Source organism: Paraburkholderia sp. JHI2823 (assembly GCF_038900695.1).
Classification (GTDB): domain Bacteria; phylum Pseudomonadota; class Gammaproteobacteria; order Burkholderiales; family Burkholderiaceae; genus Paraburkholderia; species Paraburkholderia mimosarum.
The window spans coordinates 16814-32554 of sequence record NZ_JAYMRY010000013.1 but is presented as its reverse complement, the minus strand read 5'-3'; the positions used below and the strand labels follow the sequence as shown (position 1 = coordinate 32554).

Genomic DNA, 15741 nt, shown 5'->3' with positions numbered 1-15741 from the left:
CGGACCGCAGCCCGCGCACGCGTCTTGCGCAAGCGCGCCGCTACAGCAATCCGAAGCCCGCCAGCGCGCCTTTGACCTGCGCGAGCGTCGGCGGCTGGCCCGCGGTACCGAGATTGAAGACGTTCGGCGACCAGTAGCCGCCCGTGCGCCAGGCGGTCGCGAAATTGTACAACTCGACGGTCGGGCGCTTGAGCGCCGCCGCGATATGCACGAGACCCGTATCCACGCCCACCGTGGCCGCCGCGCCGTCGATCAGGCCGACCACGGCAGGCAGCGAGAGCCTGGGCGGCACGATCGCCGCTTCGCCGAACTCGCGCGCGAGTCGCTCGCTCGTCGCGCGCTCGGCCTCGCTGCCCCATGGCAGCACGAGCGACGCGCCGCGCCGCACGAACGCCTGGCCCAGCTCGATCCAGTGCTGCGCGGGCCACTCTTTATCCGCGCGCGAGGTGGCATGCACGAACACGACATAAGGCACCGGCAGGTTCAGCCCGACGCCCGCGAGCGCCTGCGCGGCGCGGTAGGTGTCGAGGCCGAAGTCGATCTCGTCGGTGGGCGACGGCGGCGCGAGATCGAGCGCGCCCGCAACCAGCTTGCGCGTGCGTTCGACCACGTGCGTGCGCGGCTCGATGCGGATGGAACGATCGTAGAAGAAGCGCACCGGCCACTCGTAGCCCGCACCATCGGTGCGGTTGCCGAGGCCCACGAGCGGCCCGCGCGCCCAACTCCCGACCCAGGCCGTCTTGATGAGCCCCTGGCAGTCGATCACGAGGTCGTACTTTTCGGCCGCGAGCGCGCGCCGGAACGCGCCGATCTCGCGCCAGTTGGCACTCGATAAAAGGCCCTTGCGCCAGCGGCGCAGCGAAAACGGAATGGCCCGGCGCACGCCGTGCACGAGCTCGACGAGCGACTGAAAGCTCTCTTCGACGAGCCAGTCGATCTGCGCGTCGGGGTAGCGTCGCCGGATGTCGGCGATGGCTGGCATGTTATGGACGACGTCGCCAAGCGACGATACGCGCACGATGAGGATCTTTTGCACGCTCAAGGCTCTTGGTGCGGACGGATTAAAAAGGTCCGCAATTTTAGCGCGCCGCACGAAGTCGAGCGAAAAGGATGGAAAAGAGTGCCAGACATGGGTTGGGAAGCGGCGCCCCAAAGACATCGAAAAGGGCAACGACCTCCAGCACCGGCCACGCACAAGCGCCGATCGCAAGCGAGCGGCAGCGCATCCAGGGCGAATTGCCGCACACGCCCGAGAACGGTGAAATTGAACGCGCCGTCGCCTGTGCTGCGGCAAAAAGCTTGTTATTGGACCAGCCTCGGCGGTGTGTACGCGCCGTAACTCGGTCCCACGCCTCCCGAATTGGGAGTCTCGCAGTGGCTCATGTCGTTGGACATCTGCACGAGCACATAGGGCTGAGAGCCGTTATTCGCATCGAGAATGTGCAGGCAGGCAAACGCCTGAACCGGCTGAAACCCGCTCGTCGTCGGATCGTTCACCACGACCACCGTCGCCCACGCGCATTTCCCGTTGCCCGCAGCGCTACACGCGGCGGTATCGTTGAAGATCGAGTTTTTCTCGCCCGTCTGGATCCACGTTCCCGGCGAAGCGCCAACGGAAAACGTGGTGCTGTTGCCACTTGTCAGCAGACTACTGGCATAGCTGGCGCTGTTGTCATTCACATTAAAAGTCGTCCACTGACCGGATTGGCAGGTCCCATATTGATAGCTGGATCCGATCTGGAATATATATGGCTGACCAGCAATCTGCGGCGTTGAGAAGCCAGACACAGTGCCACTGGTCGGCGAGAGCTTTGGCGAATTGGTCGACGAATTCCAGTAATTGTTGTACAGGCACTGTGACATCGCCATTGGAAACAACCCCCCCGGCCCCACATTGCCAGGCGAAGACAGCACGGCCGTCGCCACCGCACTGGCCTTGAGGACATTGACGCCGAACACGCCGCTCAGAAAGCCCCCTATCGATCCGTTCGCGTTTGAGCCGTCTTTGCGGATGGTCACCTGCACGGCAGCGAGGTCGTTTGCGCCCGGTGTGAACGGAAGAGGCTCGAGGCCGTACGGCGTTCCCGTAGCGTTCCAGTATCCGGTCGCAACCGTGCTCGTCTGGACATAAGCCCCCTGGACCCGGTTGGTGGTGTTCGACGTCGAGAACGATGAAGCTGTCGCTGACGCCGTCGTGAAATCGGGCTGGGTAGCGGTGGCGTTGCTGCACTCGGTGCGCGGTTTCAGACAGCCGGCCCCCGCCAGCGCGGCTGCGTCGGCCGCGTTTTGAAGTTCGTTTCGGGCGACCATCAGATTGCCGATGTCGATGGCCAACGCCGCGGTTCCCAGCAGAAAGACAATGAATACCGCGACAGTGACGGCCACTGCCCCTTTCTGTTTCCTTCGGCTCCCCGTGCGCATGATGGCTCCCTTCATTCGTTGTTCATGACGGTTGTAGCGGACATCGTTATGGCGCCCGTGATCGGCGCCACCATGCGCCCAAGAGCCAGTCCGTTGTACTGCCAGGAGACCGTCACCGAAAGCGGTTGACCGAAATTGCCGCCGGCGCCAGTCGTCACCACCGCTGGCGTATTTTGGGTGCCAAATGTCAGCAGATAGCTCGACGTGTAGTTCGTCACGACCGTCTGGATGTCGCTTGTCGTGGGTTTCGGGCTCTTCAGCACGACCCCGGCGCGGGCACCTTCGCGGCTGGCATTGGTAATCACGGCCTTGTCGTACAGGAACAGGCCCATTTCGATGATGCCGAACAGCAGAAGCAGCAGCACGGGAAGCACGAGGGCAAACTCCACCGCGGCCACGCCGCGCTGGAGACGCCGCCCGCGCCCACGCCGCGGGCTCGCCGCCCCCGCTTTTTTCCGCCCCGCGCCTGACGAAAGTGACAGCGCGCCGGTCTTTGCAGTTTCCATTTAGCACCCCCAATCGAATCGCCCAAAGAGGGCTTGCCTTCTTCTTCTCACCCGCTCCCGCCGCCCGCTAGCCGCCGTTCATGGTCGGCAGCATCGTCCGGTAGATATGGATCATCGCAGGCCCCATCAGCACGACCATCAGTGCCGGAAAAATGCAGAACATCAGCGGGAACAGCAGCTTGAGCGCGATTTTCGCGGCCTTTTCCTCTGCCAGCATGCGCCGGCGCGTGCGCAGCGTGTCCGATAGCACGCGCAGCGAATCGCCGATGCTCGTCCCGAATCGCTCTGCCTGGATGAGCATCGTGCTGAAGGAGTCAACGTCTTCAACACCCGTGCGCATGGCAAGGTTGCGCAACGCCTTTTCCTTCGCGTAACCGGAGCGCATTTCCAGAAGCGTGAGCTCCAGTTCGTCGGCAACGACCGTGCTGCGCAATCTGATCTCCTCCGCTACGCGCATCAATGCGGCATCGAGACCAAGGCCCGCCTCGACGCAGACAGTCAGCAGATCGATTGCATCAGGGAATTCTTCGAAGATCGCGCGCTTGCGGCGTGCGACGAAGCGCGCGAGCACCAGACCGGGCAGGTAGTAGCCGAACACGACGAGCGACACGAGAACCACGGCGAAGCGCGTGACCGAGGTTGCCGCCCCGCCGCTGATCAGCCACATGGCCGCAAGCGTGGGCAGCAACAGTGCCAGCACCGTGCGAGTACCGAAGAAGATCGCCACGGCGCCCGGCGAGCGCCAGCCCGCATTCATCAGCCGAACGCGCAGCGCCGAAACCTCCCACCCCTCCTTCGGCGTCGAGAGCCGGGAAAGCGGCTCGGAAATCTGCACGAGCTTCTCGTACCAGGCCTCGTTGGCCTCGCCTGGCTGCGCAACGGCGCCGGGCATGGCACGAGCGCCGCCCACTTGTTCGATGCGCCGGCGCATCGTCTTCGGTGCAAGGACGTACATGCCAGCCAGCGACAGGCCGAATACACAGGCAAACAGACAGATCAGCAACAGTAACCGCGTCGAATCGAGCGCTAACATGGCTCCCCCTTTCCAATTTTTCTGATGGCGCGAGACATCACAGCTTCAGACGCGAATCCGCACGATGCGCCGCCCCCAGAGCATGCCGGCCCCCAGCAGCACAGCGCCAGCCTCGAGCATCATCACGCCTGCCGGGTCATTCCATAGCACTTCGAGAAAGCCCGGATTCACGAAGAAGATGGCCGCACCCGTGACCACCGGCAGCAGCGCGAGCACCCGCGCCGAGAGGACCCCCTCGGCGGCAAGCACGCGCACCTTGTCGAACAGTTTGAAGCGCTCGCGCACGAGGCTCGCAATGCCGTCCAGCAACTCGGCCAGGTTGCCGCCGGTCTCGCGCTGAATCAGCACGGCAATGACCAGATAACGCAGATCCCCCACGGGCATGCGCTGCGCGAGCCCCGTCAACGCATCGTTGAGCGACACGCCATAGTTGATCTCGTCGAACGTGGTACGAAACTCTGCACCCATCGGGTCCGCGAACTCGGTGCCGACCAGGTCGATCGCCCCAGTGAATGCGTGGCCGGAGCGCAGCGCGCGCGCAAGCATGTCGCACGCATCGGGCAACTGTTTCTGGAAGCGCCGCATCCGGCTCGCGCGCCGACTACGCACATACGTCAGCGGCAGCAGCGTGGACGCCACCGCGGCGGACGCCAGCATGGCGAGCGGCACGCGGATGAACATCCCCACTACGAGCACGAGGACCGGCATGAGCGCGCACATCGCGAGGAGGCGTCCTGCCGTCCAGCTGATGCCCGACTGCTGCACCCAGTCCTCGAAAGAGCGGATGCCCGGCACGAGCAGCAGCGCGCGCTGGCCAAGCGTCGACCCGTCGAGCTTGCGGGACTTGAGGATGGACATCGCCTCCTTGCGCCCCGCCCCACCCGTCGCCACGGTTTCGATTCGCGATTCGAGGCGGCGCGCGACAGCGCCGTGCCGGCTGTTCCACCATTCCCACGCGCCCTGGCTCGCCAGCACCACCGCCACGAAGAGCAGCAGGATTGCCAGAATGAAGGTTGTACTCATGCCACGCTCCCCCGGATGGACGTTCTAAATGTCAGACCGTGTCGTAACGCCGGCCCGGATCGAAAACCTGCTCCGGCACGTTCACGCCGAACGCCGCGAACCGCTCGCAGAATTGCGGCCGCACGCCCGTCGCACAAAAGTGGCCACGCACGTTGCCATTCGAATCCATGCCGGTGCGCTTGAACGTAAAGATCTCCTGCATGTTGATGATGTCGCCTTCCATGCCGGTGATCTCCGAAATGCTGACGATCTTGCGGCGGCCGTCGGTGAGGCGCGCGGCCTGCACGACCACCGAGATCGCGGACGAGATCTGGTGGCGCATCGTGCGCGGCGGCAAGGCAAGGCCGCCCAGGCTGATCATGTTCTCGAGCCGTGTGAGCGCATCGCGCGGTGTGTTGGCGTGGATCGTCGCAAGCGAGCCTTCGTGGCCGGTGTTCATCGCGTTGAGCATGTCGAGCGCTTCCGCGCCGCGCACTTCGCCAAGGATGATGCGGTCTGGCCGCATCCGCAGCGCGTTTTTCACGAGCGCGCGCTGGGTGATCTCTCCCTTGCCTTCGATATTCGGCGGTCGCGTCTCGAGCCGCAGCACGTGGTCCTGGCGCAGCTGAAGTTCGGCTGCGTCCTCGATCGTCACGATGCGCTCGTCGTTCGGAATGAAGCCGGAGAGCACGTTGAGCATGGTCGTTTTGCCGCTGCCCGTACCGCCCGAGACGAGAATGTTGACCTTGGCGCGTGCGAGGCCCTCGAGCACCTGGGCCATGGGCGGCGTGAGCGTTCGCAACTCGATCAGATCCGCTACCTCCAGCGGCTTGACCGAAAACCGCCGGATCGACACGAGCGGCCCGTCCACCGCCGAAGGCGGAATGATGGCGTTCACCCGCGAGCCATCGGGCAGGCGCGCGTCCACCATCGGGCTCGATTCATCGATGCGCCGACCCACTCGCGAGACGATCTTCTCGATCACCTTCATGAGATGGGCGTCGTCGTAGAAGTTGACATCGGTGAGTTCGAGCTTGCCGCGGCGCTCCACGTAAGTCTGGCACCACGTGTTCACGAGAATGTCGGAGACCGTGGGGTCGCGCAGCAACGGCTCGAGCGGACCAAAGCCGAACATCTCGTCGTAGACGTCGATGGCCAGCTGCTTGCGTTCGACGTCGTTCGCGAGGGCCTTCTGCTCCTCGAGGATGCGGCCCACGAGCGCGTTGATCTCGCTGCGGATCTGCTCCTGGGGCATGCGTGAGAGACGCTCGAGCTCCACCCGTTCGAGCACGGCATGATGGGTGTCGTACTTCAGCTTCTGGTACGCCTCAGTCTTCACCCGGGACGGCGGCGCGGCGGCCACCGCAGCGGCACTGCCCGCATCGGTGCGCTCGACGATCGTCGGCTCGAGGCGCTGTGCAAAGATCTGCTCGCGAAGCGACATGATTCTTCTCCTTTACATCAAACCGAGTTTGGCGGGCGCCTGGCGACCGAGCATTCGCGCGAAGAGCGATTCGCCCTTGCCCCGCGCGTTCGCGTCAGCCGTGTTCCGGGGCGCAACGCTCGACGCCAGCGTGCGCAAGCTGCGCGTCACTGCGCCGCTGGGCGCCGCCGTGGCAATCGGCACACCCTGATTGACGGCTTCGGCGACGGTCCGTGCGTCGTCGGGAATGACGAGGAACGGCTTCATGCCGAGCACGGTACCGGCGGCCTCGCGCACGCGCTCGCCGTGACGCGTCTGCCGGTTGAGAATGAGGCGCAGTCGCTCGGGCCCGTAGCCGAGCGACTGCAATATTTCCTGCAGGCGGCGTCCCGCCTGGAGATGCGGCATGCTCGCCTGCAAGACGATGTGGATCTCGTCACTGCGATCGAGCGCCACCATGGAAAGCGGGTTGATCGTCTGGCCGAGATCGAGGATCACGCAGTCGTAGCGCGGTGCGGCGACGCCGAGCACCCATTCGAGCCGGTCCTGGCGCATCTCGCTCGCCTTGATCGGGTCGCCCGCGCCAGCGAGGATGTCGAAGTTCGCGGCAGCGTGCATCACACTCGCTTCGAACAGCGCCACGTCCATGCGGTCAACTTCGGCACACAGCTGCGGAAGCGTCGAGGGCGGCGTCTCCGCTGTCACGAGGAACGCCGCGTCCGCATAGAGCTGGTTCAGGTCGATCAGCAGCACGCGACAGTTCTGCGTCTGCGAGACGATATGCGCCACGTTCGCCGCGATGAAACTCGTGCCCACGCCGCCCTTGCACGACATGAACGAGACGATGCGCGACGCACGCGCGCTGCCTTGCGCGCGCTGGCCGATCGCGCGCTGCAACGCCTCTCCTATCGTGCGGCCGTCCAGCGGCCCCGTGACCACGTCGCGAAAGCCCGCGCGCATTGCCGCAATGAGCTCGTCGGGCGACGCCTCGGGAATCAGCAGGACGCACATGAGTCGCTCACACCGGCGGGACAGCTCGCTCACGGAAGGCAACTGGGCCTCCTGCAAACCTCGCGCGTCGACGATCAGGACGTCGAAGGCGTCGAGCGTGTCGCCGCGCTCGACGAGATCGAACGGCGTGCCTACGCTACGCGTCGTGCGGTAGGGGCCGCATCCCGCGATCGTGCGCATGATCTGCGCAAGCCGCTCTGAGTCCGTCGAGGTAATGAGTATGTCGATCATGATCGTATGTCCCCGCTGTTGTTCCCTTCTCCGGCCAGTCGCTCGTCACACCGCTCACTGGCCACCGCCACCACCGCCACTCACGCCTATCGTGTAGGGGTTCGACGACACCCGCGGCTGCTGGAAGGACTTGTCATAGAGATCCATCGCCGATGCCGCCGATTTGCCGTCCACGCCCGGCTGCAAAGTGCCGTGCCTGCCTGCTTCCGGGTCGATGATTTGCGCCTGTGTCGAATAGCGCACGGCTTGCCCGAAGTGCGCGTCCCAGATCGGCGTGCTGGTCATGCAGCCACCAAGCGCGGCCGTAAGCGGCGCGATCAACAGGAACCGGCGAACGAATGCAAAGTTTTCGAGTTTCATTTTGGCCTCCTGATCGCCTTCAATGAGCGGGGGTTTCGTTCGACGCGATCCGTGCCGCCTCGCGCTCGATTCGCAGCGCGCGCGCCTCACTGTCCTCGCCGGGCGAAGGCACGAGGGCCTGCGCGCTCACCTGCGGCGCGGGTATGGGCTGCGCGAGCGCTTCGGCGGGCATCGGGCCTGTCGGTGCCGGCCCAGTCGGTGCCGTCGGCTCGCGCCTGGAAGAGACCTGCGGCGCGGGCTGCGCAGCCGGCGTGGCGGGTGCGCCCGGCGCAACGGGCATCGAGGCGGGTGCGGCCGGTACGGCCTCAGTACCGGCAGGCGCCGGCGCGGTGGGCGCAAATCGTCCCTGGTTGCGATTGGCGCGGCCTTCCATGTTGCCCGTTGCGTACACGTCGGCCTCGTTGGCTCGCGAGAAGCTATCCGTGGGCAACTGCAGTTGCGCGATGTCCGCCACCGGCTTCACGAGGTGCGGCGTGATGATGAAGATGAGCTCCGAGCGGTCCTGCTGGAACGAGGTGCTCCTGAGCAGCGCGCCCAGCACCGGGATTTCACCGAGGCCTGGCACCGCCTTGAGCGAGCCAGTAATGTTGTTGCTGATGAGCCCGCCGATCGCGAACGACTCGCCATCGTGCATCTGTACCGTGGTGGAAGCACGCCGCGTCGTGATGAGCGGCAGGATGCTCACGCCGCTCGTGTTCGACGCGCTCAACGTGACGCCGGTGGGCGAGAGCTCCGAGACTTCCGGCGCCACCTTGAGGTTGATGCGCCCGCCGTTGAGCACCGTAGGCGTGAACTTGAGCCCCACGCCGAATTCCTCCTCCTGCAGCGTGATCGCGGTGGCGGTATTGCCGCCGCCGCTTTGCGGCACCGGAATATAGATCTTCCCGCCGGCGAGGAAGGTGGCTTCCTGACCGCTGATGGTGACGAGGTTGGGCTCCGCCAGGATCTTCACGAGGTTGTCGGTCTTCTGCGCGTCAATCGCGAACTTGAGCGGGAGGTTGTTCGCTTTCGAGAAACCGAATGCGCTCGAGACGCCGGCAAGCAGGTTGCTCACGAGTGCGCCCGTCCAGGATCCGAAGCCGCCCTGGATATTGACCGCCGAGCCGAGCTGATCGATCAGCGTCTTGCTGACTTCGGCGACCTTCACTTCGAGCATGACCTGCTGCGGCGAGTCGACGCTGAGCATGTTGATCACGCCGCCCGTGTGCGCGCCGTTATTGCCCTGAGCGCCGCTCACGCCGAACACCTTGGCGATTTCCACGACCTGCTGGGCTGCCTGCGCACTCGACACATGGCCCGCGAGCACGATGTTGTCGGCTGCGGTCGAAACGTGGATGTCGCGCTCTTGCGGCATGAGTTGCGTAAGCGCGGCCTGAAGGCCGCCAGCGTCGGCGCTGACGATCACATCGATCAACTGACATGCGCCGCTCTTGCCCTGGATGATCATGTTGGTGGTCCCTACCGCCTGGCCGACGACGTAGAGTGTTTGCGGCGATACCATGGTCGCCTGGGCGACCTCCGGATTGCCGAGCGTGCGATTTCGCACCGGTTCGTCGATCGGCACGAGCGTCGACTTGCCAAGTGGCACGATCACGTTGCTCTCGTTGCGAACGGGCCCCACGCAGTTCGGTCCGCGCAGCGGTCCCGCCACGGCTTTGGGCGGCGCGCCGCTGCCTTGCGCCGGCCCCATGCTGATGGTCATCTGCACGGGGCCTTTGCCCATTGGAACCGAAGCGCTTGCGGCTGGCTTGTCCTGCGCCGCATTCCCGTTTGACTGCTGTGCCCAGCCCGGTGTCGAAGTCATCAACCCGGCGCACACCCAGGCAAGTGTTGCGACACGCCACGGACGAACGCCGTTGCAGGCCCCCGTGGACCCCACGTTTACTTTGGTATCCATATCGTTATACCCCGTGCTTACCTGCGTTTTAATGGCGGCTCCGCCGCTCACTCGCCTTCTGCCCAGATGGTCGTCGCCGGGCTCAGGCTACCGTTCTGCTTTTTTCAGAAACATTCCTGACTGCCGGTCACGCCCGAAAGCACGCCGATGCAGTTGCGCTTCACTGCACGCTCGGCATACTTCACTCGCACCGGGTGCGCCGGTTCCGGCAGCGGCACGGGGGGCGGCACTTGCCTGCCCAGCAGGGTTTCTTTTGTGACGCCCTCGGTGAGCAGCTTGTTGTCATCCACCTGGTTGCGCAGTACGAGTGAGAGCGTCCCCACGCTGCGCGCGAGATCGAGTTTCTCCGCCTGCTCGGGCGTGACTTCCAGGGTCACCGCGTTCACCACCTTGGGCGCGGTATCGTCGCGGTTGACCTGCTGCGCTACCGCCAGCACCAGAATCTTTTCGAGCACGATCTTCGAGATGCTCTGCTGCTGGGTATCGGCCTTCTTCTCGGGCTCCTGGGTGTTGACGATCACGTCGACGTAGTTGCCCGGCAACGCGAAGCCCGCGACGCCCACCACGTCATTGACCCGGACCGTGATTGCCCGATGTCCCTCGCCGATCACGGCGGAGAGCCCCCCTTTCGTGCCCACGGGGGCGAGCTTCGACTCGAGCACCGGCTCGCCACGCGTGAGGCTTGCGCGGACCACTCTTCCGTCCAGATCCTTTGGTACAGCGAACGTTCCAGGAGGGAGGCTATCCTTTGGCCAGCTGACCGTTCGGATCATTGCCTCATTGATCGGCTGACCGAGGTTGATATCGTCCGATGCGACGGCAACTGGTACCGTGGCCCCCGACGACGTCTGGATCAACCATTTGGAAGCGAACACCACTGCGGCCAGCCCGGCCAGCAGAGCAATCGCGAGCATGACGAACGCGCGGCTGTTTTTCATGACATCCCCCGTATCCTTTCGAGAAAACATATGATCGACGGAACGAATACGTGAACCTTGTTCCGCGGGCACCGGCCAGGCAAAGTCGCGCCGGCAACCCTCAATCCCCAGTACTGCCTTCTTCTCGCGCACCCCTTAGGTCACCTCGGGGCACGCTCCTGATCCCACTGCGTTGCGCTCAGCGCCTTTAGCCCACCGCCGTGAACAGCACTGCAACGGTTCCCGCCGCGATCGCGACACCATACGGAATCGATCCCACCGATTCCCTCGCCTCGCCTGGCGTGACGCCTGCCATTCGCGCGGCGCGTCCCGCTCCCGCCAGCAACGCTGCGACGTTGCCCATAAGGCGGCCCAACTTCCCACGCATCAGTGCAACCCCTAATGACCACACTCCGCCGATGATGAAGGTGTTCACTGCGATGTCGACCGTCACCGCCGCTCCAAGCCAGGCGCCCAGCATCATCAGCAACTTGACGTCACCGGCCGCCATGCCGCGCAGAAGATAGAACGGCAGCAAAAGGGCGAACCCGGTGACTGCGCCGCCGAGCCACGTCGCGCAGCCCGGAAGAACGCCACGCAGTGCCATCTGGACCAACAGCGCGGAGACGAGCCCGAGCGCGATCAGCCGGTTCGGAATCCGGCGGCTGACGATGTCCGTGCTGGCCGCGAGGATTGCCAGCACGATCACGCACAGCGGAACCGGTTGCGGCGGCAAGTCAACAGAAAGTATTGTGAAATCCATTTGTCCCCCCCGGGCGATACCCGCCGTGTTATGACACGCTAGTCAGCGCACGATCAGAGCGCAGTGATAATGTCGGAGAAGACGCTTTGGAGCGTCGTACCGATTGATGCGATGCTTGCCATGATCAGCACCGTGATGAGCGCCGCGAGCATCCCGTACTCGAGCGCCGTGATGCCTTCTTCATCACGAGCGAAGGTCTTTGCGTAAGCGATGATCTTTTGCATTTTTTTGAACTCCGGTTAGATGAGTGGGGTTGCTCCTGGTCCGGCTGGTACTAGTACTAGAGGACGGAGCACACTCCATTGCTGTCCTCGAACGTTCCGGCTTTTGGCTGCATTGGGCGAGTGGCAACTGGGTTACGTGCTCACTCGCCCCTCCAGCAGTTAGATCGCCGTAGCAACATCGGAGAAGACGTTCTTTAGCGTGGACCCAATCGATGCGATGCTCGCGATGATCAGCACCGTGATCAGCCCTGCGAGCATCCCGTACTCAAGAGCCGTAATACCGTTTTCGTCACGAGCGAAGGTCTTTACCTGAGCGATGATCTTTTGCATTTTTGATCTCCAGTAATGTGAATCTGGTCAGTCCCGGTCCGTGTGGCATTGAGGACTGGTTGAACGACATCCGAAAACTCCACGAAGTGACTTCGGCCGCGCAGCGCGGTGTGTGGCTTGCGCATTCACACCCACTCGCGCGCGCAGCAGTCAGATCGCGGTAGCAACGTCGGAAAAGACATTCTTCAGCGTCGAGCCGATCGATGCGATGCTTGCAATGATCAGCACTGTGATCAGGCCTGCGAGCATCCCGTACTCGAGAGCCGTGATGCCGTTTTCGTCACGCGCGAAGGTCTTTGCCTGAGCGATGATCTTTTGCATTTTTTGATCTCCAAATGGATAAGTACATGGTTAACCCCCGTTCCATGTGGTTTTGAGGGTGCGTGGACTACGTCACCGGTTCAGTGCTGCAGTCACAGGCGCAGTTCTACGCGTGTCAAATCGATGACTTTGTGCGCTTTGCCACACGCGCAACGATTTCATGTGTCTCAACACACCAAATCGGGAAAATTGACACGCTGCATGTGGTCTAGCTCGCTTAAAACGCCGGGCCATGCTCGCCAGTAAGCGTGCTTGATCCACTACTTAAGTCTCCGCTCACCACGACGGTCTTTCCTGTCCAAATCGCTTCCCTACTTCTGAACCCCATCTTTTGCGGCATAGATACAACCTTCGTTCTAAACGATCGTTCGTCAGTGGGTAGAGGTGCAATTCGTTATTGATTGATAAATCAACCAGATTCCTGGCCAAGTTCTACGTACGCCAAGCGGGCGCTTGTGACTAACCGCTCAAGGACAGCTTGCCGGGAAAACACTATCTGTCCGATGAGGCGCACGCGTTCGGTGCGCTACGGCTCGCATCTTTTTTCTGCAATTTCTTAATTAATAATGTTGTCACACGAAAGTGTTGGCTCGCGAACGCTGGCAATGCAGTCGGCATTGCTCCCGATGCGGCCATCTCTCAATAATTGGGGCAACACGCAGGCAGTCCCCTGGACCGGACTTCCTGCGTGGACGGGGGCAAAGAAATAGGCGGCAATGCTGCCAACTGAAAAGATTCAACGGGGACTACAAAGATGGGACCACTTGAGCGGGATGGCACGCGCGTGCAGCCGACTGCGTGCTCCTGGCTTTCGCGCGGGAGACTCATTGCTTACAGCAGCACCATGCTCGTCATCGGCATTGGCTTCGTGGCGCTCTGGGCATGGGTGACGCATGGCTTTTCCACCTCAGGGGGCTGGCGACCGGGCTCCGACCTGCTTGTGTTCTGGTCGGCCAGCCACGCAGTCCTGCAAGGTCAGGCTTCCACCGTTTTCGACTACTCGGCGTTCTCCCGGACCGTGGCCGAAGTGACAGGTGGCTTGCCGAGAAGTGCGTTTATCCCCTGGCTTTACCCCCCCACGTTTCTGTTGTTCGTCACGCCACTCGCGCTGTTGCCGCTTCCGCTCGCTTATTTCGTTTTCCTCAGCGCGAGCGCTTGCGCGTTCGTCTGTGCAACCGTTCGCGTGTCCGGGCTCGCACAGGGACCGCTTGGCAGTGCGGCGGCTCGCTACGTCGTGCTCGCCATGCCATGCGCGATGGTGTGTGCCATCTTCGGGCAAAACGCCCTGATTACTGCCGCGCTCGCCGCATGTGCGATCGCGTCGATAGACCGGCGTCCCGCGGTCGCGGGGATTTGCATCGGAATGCTCGTGATCAAGCCGCAACTCGGCATCCTCTTCCCACTCGTTCTGATTGCAGCACGTGAATGGAAAGTGTTTGGATATGCCGCTCTGACGGCCGCACTTTTTTTGATCGCAAGCGTGGTGCTCTTCGGGTCGCCTTCGCTTGGGCAGTTTGCCGGGAACATCGGGATGGCACGTGAGCTCATTCTCGAACACGATGTCCGCTTCTGGCTCGCCTCTCCATCTGTTTTCGCGTCGCTGCGACTCATTGGCGCGTCGCTAGCCGCGGCGGAATTGACGCATGGAGCGGTTGCGCTCATCGCTGCTTGCGGCGCATGGACCATTTGGCGCTCGACGCGCGACACTGCCCTACGGGCTGCCGCGCTCGGCACCGCGACCCTGATTGTCACACCCTATGTTTGGCATTACGAACTGACGTGGCTCGGTTTGTCATGCGCAGGGTTGCTCGCGACCGGACTGCGGCGCGGGTGGCTACGCGGCGAGCAGCCAGTGCTGCTCCTCGTCTGGCTCTTGCCGGTGTTCGAATTCATCAACCAGATTCTCAGGCTGCCGCAAATCGGACCCGTGATCCTGCTTCTCATGCTGCTCGCGGTGCTCCGCCGCGCACGCATCGACCCACTCCTCCAGGCGAGCGACCCATCATGAATCAGACGATTTTTCGTGAGTCCACGAGCACGCTCAGGGCTGCACTCACTCAGCCTCGCGGCGACACACAGACCCACTCGCACTGGTTGAGCGGCCAACGCCTGTGGGTCTACCCGCTGGCCGCGCTTGCTTACTATCTTTGCGTCGCGGTGGCCTATGTTTATCACCTGGTGTGGCTGAGAGATCCCCAGCTCAGCGTACTGGCGGTGGACTGCCTGCCGTTCTGGAGCGCCTCACACCTCGCACTGCATGGACATGCGGTCGATGCATACAACTTCGCCATCCTGAAGCCCGTCGAGGAATATGCCGCCGGCCGCCCCGTCGGCGTGCTTCCGTGGCTTTACCCGCCGACGTTCCTGCTGTTCGTCTATCCGCTCGCACTGCTGCCGTTCACCCTCTCCGCACCAATCTTCCTCTTCGGCACGCTCGCTCTCTTCGTCAAAGTGGTCAAGACGATCGCCCCGTACCCAGGCACGGCCCTGATCGCAATCGCCTTCCCGGGATCCGCGCTCGTGCTGACCGCCGGCCAGAACGGGTTGCTCACGGCATCACTGGTCGGGCTCGGACTGGTCCTGCTGCGCAATCGCCCGATACTCGCCGGCCTGTGCTTTGCTCTCGTCGCCATGAAGCCACAACTGTGCGTGCTCATTCCGCTCGCGCTGCTCGCTTCGCGATCATGGCGCGCGCTGGGTGCGATGATCGCGGGCTCGCTGATCTGGCTGGCGATCTCGGTGCTGGCTTTCGGCAGCGAAACGCTAGTCGCATTCGTTCATAACATGGGTGTCGCAAACAGCTTCGTCGAAACGGGTCGGGCGCATCTGTTTCGCGTGCCCACGCTGTTCGGAGCGCTCAAACTGCTCCATGCTCCCACCGCGCTCGCCGGCGGTGCACAGGCCATATCCGCGCTGTGCGCCGTCGCCGCGGTCTGCTACGCGTGGGGACGACCCAGCGCCTTCGGGCTGCGCGCCGCGGTGCTCGTGTGCGCAAGCGTGCTCGTGAGCCCATACCTCTACGACTACGATCTCACATGGTATGGAATCCTGATCGCATGGGTGGTTTATCACGCCAGAGAGCACGGTTTTCAACGCGGACAGCGCGAATGGCTGGCCGTACTCTGGCTCGCCCCCATAGCCGGGCTCACGCTCGTTTCCCATTCGCATGTTCCGTTTACCCCGCTCATCTCGATTGCCACGCTCTGGATGCTGATCGCGCAGATCGCGCGCGAGCGACGCGCGCAGGCAGTTCCCACCATTGCAGCCTTGTCGTAAAAGGGAGAAGACATCATGGACACGCC

16 protein-coding genes are annotated in these 15741 nt (G+C 63.2%); 2 read left to right on the top strand and 14 right to left on the bottom strand.

Features of this window, described 5'->3' with window-relative positions; genetic code table 11:
* Window positions 1–40: 40 nt before the first annotated feature.
* The 14 genes from waaC to VSR34_RS16330 form a co-directional block, all read right to left on the bottom strand.
* Window positions 41–1042 carry a lipopolysaccharide heptosyltransferase I gene (gene waaC, locus VSR34_RS16395; RefSeq protein ID WP_342962944.1) on the bottom strand — a complete coding sequence of 334 codons (1002 nt, stop codon included), beginning with the start codon at window positions 1040–1042 and terminating at the stop codon, window positions 41–43.
* A 260-nt stretch (window positions 1043–1302) separates the two neighbouring features.
* Window positions 1303–2436, bottom strand: coding sequence for a pilus assembly protein TadG-related protein (locus VSR34_RS16390; RefSeq protein ID WP_042289033.1), 1134 nt, complete (start codon window positions 2434–2436; stop codon window positions 1303–1305).
* Window positions 2433–2927, bottom strand: coding sequence for a TadE/TadG family type IV pilus assembly protein (locus tag VSR34_RS16385; protein WP_081723369.1), 495 nt, complete (start codon window positions 2925–2927; stop codon window positions 2433–2435). The genes VSR34_RS16390 and VSR34_RS16385 overlap by 4 nt, the downstream gene beginning before the upstream one ends.
* A 67-nt stretch (window positions 2928–2994) precedes the next feature.
* Window positions 2995–3960 carry a type II secretion system F family protein gene (locus tag VSR34_RS16380; RefSeq protein ID WP_342962943.1) on the bottom strand — a complete coding sequence of 322 codons (966 nt, stop codon included), beginning with the start codon at window positions 3958–3960 and terminating at the stop codon, window positions 2995–2997.
* Window positions 3961–4005: 45 nt separating this feature from the next.
* Window positions 4006–4983 (bottom strand): type II secretion system F family protein, encoded by a 978-nt coding sequence (locus tag VSR34_RS16375; RefSeq protein ID WP_028230538.1) that lies wholly within the window; start codon window positions 4981–4983, stop codon window positions 4006–4008.
* 31 nt (window positions 4984–5014) lie between these two features.
* Entirely contained in the window at window positions 5015–6406 is a 1392-nt protein-coding gene (locus tag VSR34_RS16370; protein WP_028230537.1) for a CpaF family protein, read from the bottom strand.
* A 12-nt stretch (window positions 6407–6418) separates the two neighbouring features.
* Complete coding sequence (locus VSR34_RS16365; protein WP_028230536.1) at window positions 6419–7627, bottom strand: AAA family ATPase; 1209 nt, start codon at window positions 7625–7627, stop codon at window positions 6419–6421.
* Window positions 7628–7681: 54 nt separating this feature from the next.
* The gene (locus VSR34_RS16360; RefSeq protein ID WP_028230535.1) at window positions 7682–7987 is read right to left on the bottom strand and encodes a hypothetical protein; all 306 of its coding nucleotides are present in this window, start codon (window positions 7985–7987) and stop codon (window positions 7682–7684) included.
* Between the two features lie 19 nt (window positions 7988–8006).
* Window positions 8007–9791 carry a pilus assembly protein N-terminal domain-containing protein gene (locus VSR34_RS16355; RefSeq protein WP_342962999.1) on the bottom strand — a complete coding sequence of 595 codons (1785 nt, stop codon included), beginning with the start codon at window positions 9789–9791 and terminating at the stop codon, window positions 8007–8009.
* 197 nt (window positions 9792–9988) lie between these two features.
* Complete coding sequence (cpaB, locus tag VSR34_RS16350; protein WP_028230534.1) at window positions 9989–10822, bottom strand: Flp pilus assembly protein CpaB; 834 nt, start codon at window positions 10820–10822, stop codon at window positions 9989–9991.
* 187 nt (window positions 10823–11009) lie between these two features.
* Window positions 11010–11552, bottom strand: coding sequence for a prepilin peptidase (locus VSR34_RS16345; protein ID WP_028230533.1), 543 nt, complete (start codon window positions 11550–11552; stop codon window positions 11010–11012).
* 65 nt (window positions 11553–11617) lie between these two features.
* Window positions 11618–11788, bottom strand: a complete 171-nt coding sequence (locus VSR34_RS16340) for a Flp family type IVb pilin (protein WP_062880701.1) — start codon at window positions 11786–11788, stop codon at window positions 11618–11620.
* Between the two features lie 159 nt (window positions 11789–11947).
* On the bottom strand, window positions 11948–12118 hold the full coding sequence (locus tag VSR34_RS16335; protein ID WP_062880700.1) for a Flp family type IVb pilin: 171 nt from the start codon (window positions 12116–12118) through the stop codon (window positions 11948–11950).
* A 150-nt stretch (window positions 12119–12268) separates the two neighbouring features.
* Complete coding sequence (locus VSR34_RS16330) at window positions 12269–12439, bottom strand: Flp family type IVb pilin (RefSeq protein ID WP_062880699.1); 171 nt, start codon at window positions 12437–12439, stop codon at window positions 12269–12271.
* 754 nt (window positions 12440–13193) lie between these two features.
* Between VSR34_RS16330 and VSR34_RS16325 the strand changes: the two genes are divergently transcribed.
* The gene (locus VSR34_RS16325) at window positions 13194–14447 is read left to right on the top strand and encodes a glycosyltransferase family 87 protein (RefSeq protein WP_342962942.1); all 1254 of its coding nucleotides are present in this window, start codon (window positions 13194–13196) and stop codon (window positions 14445–14447) included.
* Window positions 14444–15715, top strand: coding sequence for a glycosyltransferase family 87 protein (locus VSR34_RS16320; protein ID WP_342962941.1), 1272 nt, complete (start codon window positions 14444–14446; stop codon window positions 15713–15715). Before VSR34_RS16325 ends, VSR34_RS16320 begins: the two co-directional genes overlap by 4 nt.
* Window positions 15716–15741 lie beyond the last annotated feature (26 nt).

Coding starts and splice junctions, on each gene's coding strand:
- VSR34_RS16390 (WP_042289033.1), bottom strand. CDS start 2,436: ATGAAGGGAGCCATCATGCGCACGGGGAGCCGAAGGAAACAGAAAGGG.
- VSR34_RS16385 (WP_081723369.1), bottom strand. CDS start 2,927: ATGGAAACTGCAAAGACCGGCGCGCTGTCACTTTCGTCAGGCGCGGGG.
- VSR34_RS16380 (WP_342962943.1), bottom strand. CDS start 3,960: ATGTTAGCGCTCGATTCGACGCGGTTACTGTTGCTGATCTGTCTGTTT.
- VSR34_RS16375 (WP_028230538.1), bottom strand. CDS start 4,983: ATGAGTACAACCTTCATTCTGGCAATCCTGCTGCTCTTCGTGGCGGTG.
- VSR34_RS16370 (WP_028230537.1), bottom strand. CDS start 6,406: ATGTCGCTTCGCGAGCAGATCTTTGCACAGCGCCTCGAGCCGACGATC.
- VSR34_RS16365 (WP_028230536.1), bottom strand. CDS start 7,627: ATGATCGACATACTCATTACCTCGACGGACTCAGAGCGGCTTGCGCAG.
- VSR34_RS16360 (WP_028230535.1), bottom strand. CDS start 7,987: ATGAAACTCGAAAACTTTGCATTCGTTCGCCGGTTCCTGTTGATCGCG.
- VSR34_RS16355 (WP_342962999.1), bottom strand. CDS start 9,791: ATGACTTCGACACCGGGCTGGGCACAGCAGTCAAACGGGAATGCGGCG.
- cpaB (WP_028230534.1), bottom strand. CDS start 10,822: ATGAAAAACAGCCGCGCGTTCGTCATGCTCGCGATTGCTCTGCTGGCC.
- VSR34_RS16340 (WP_062880701.1), bottom strand. CDS start 11,788: ATGCAAAAGATCATCGCTTACGCAAAGACCTTCGCTCGTGATGAAGAA.
- VSR34_RS16335 (WP_062880700.1), bottom strand. CDS start 12,118: ATGCAAAAGATCATCGCTCAGGTAAAGACCTTCGCTCGTGACGAAAAC.
- VSR34_RS16330 (WP_062880699.1), bottom strand. CDS start 12,439: ATGCAAAAGATCATCGCTCAGGCAAAGACCTTCGCGCGTGACGAAAAC.
- VSR34_RS16325 (WP_342962942.1), top strand. CDS start 13,194: ATGGGACCACTTGAGCGGGATGGCACGCGCGTGCAGCCGACTGCGTGC.
- VSR34_RS16320 (WP_342962941.1), top strand. CDS start 14,444: ATGAATCAGACGATTTTTCGTGAGTCCACGAGCACGCTCAGGGCTGCA.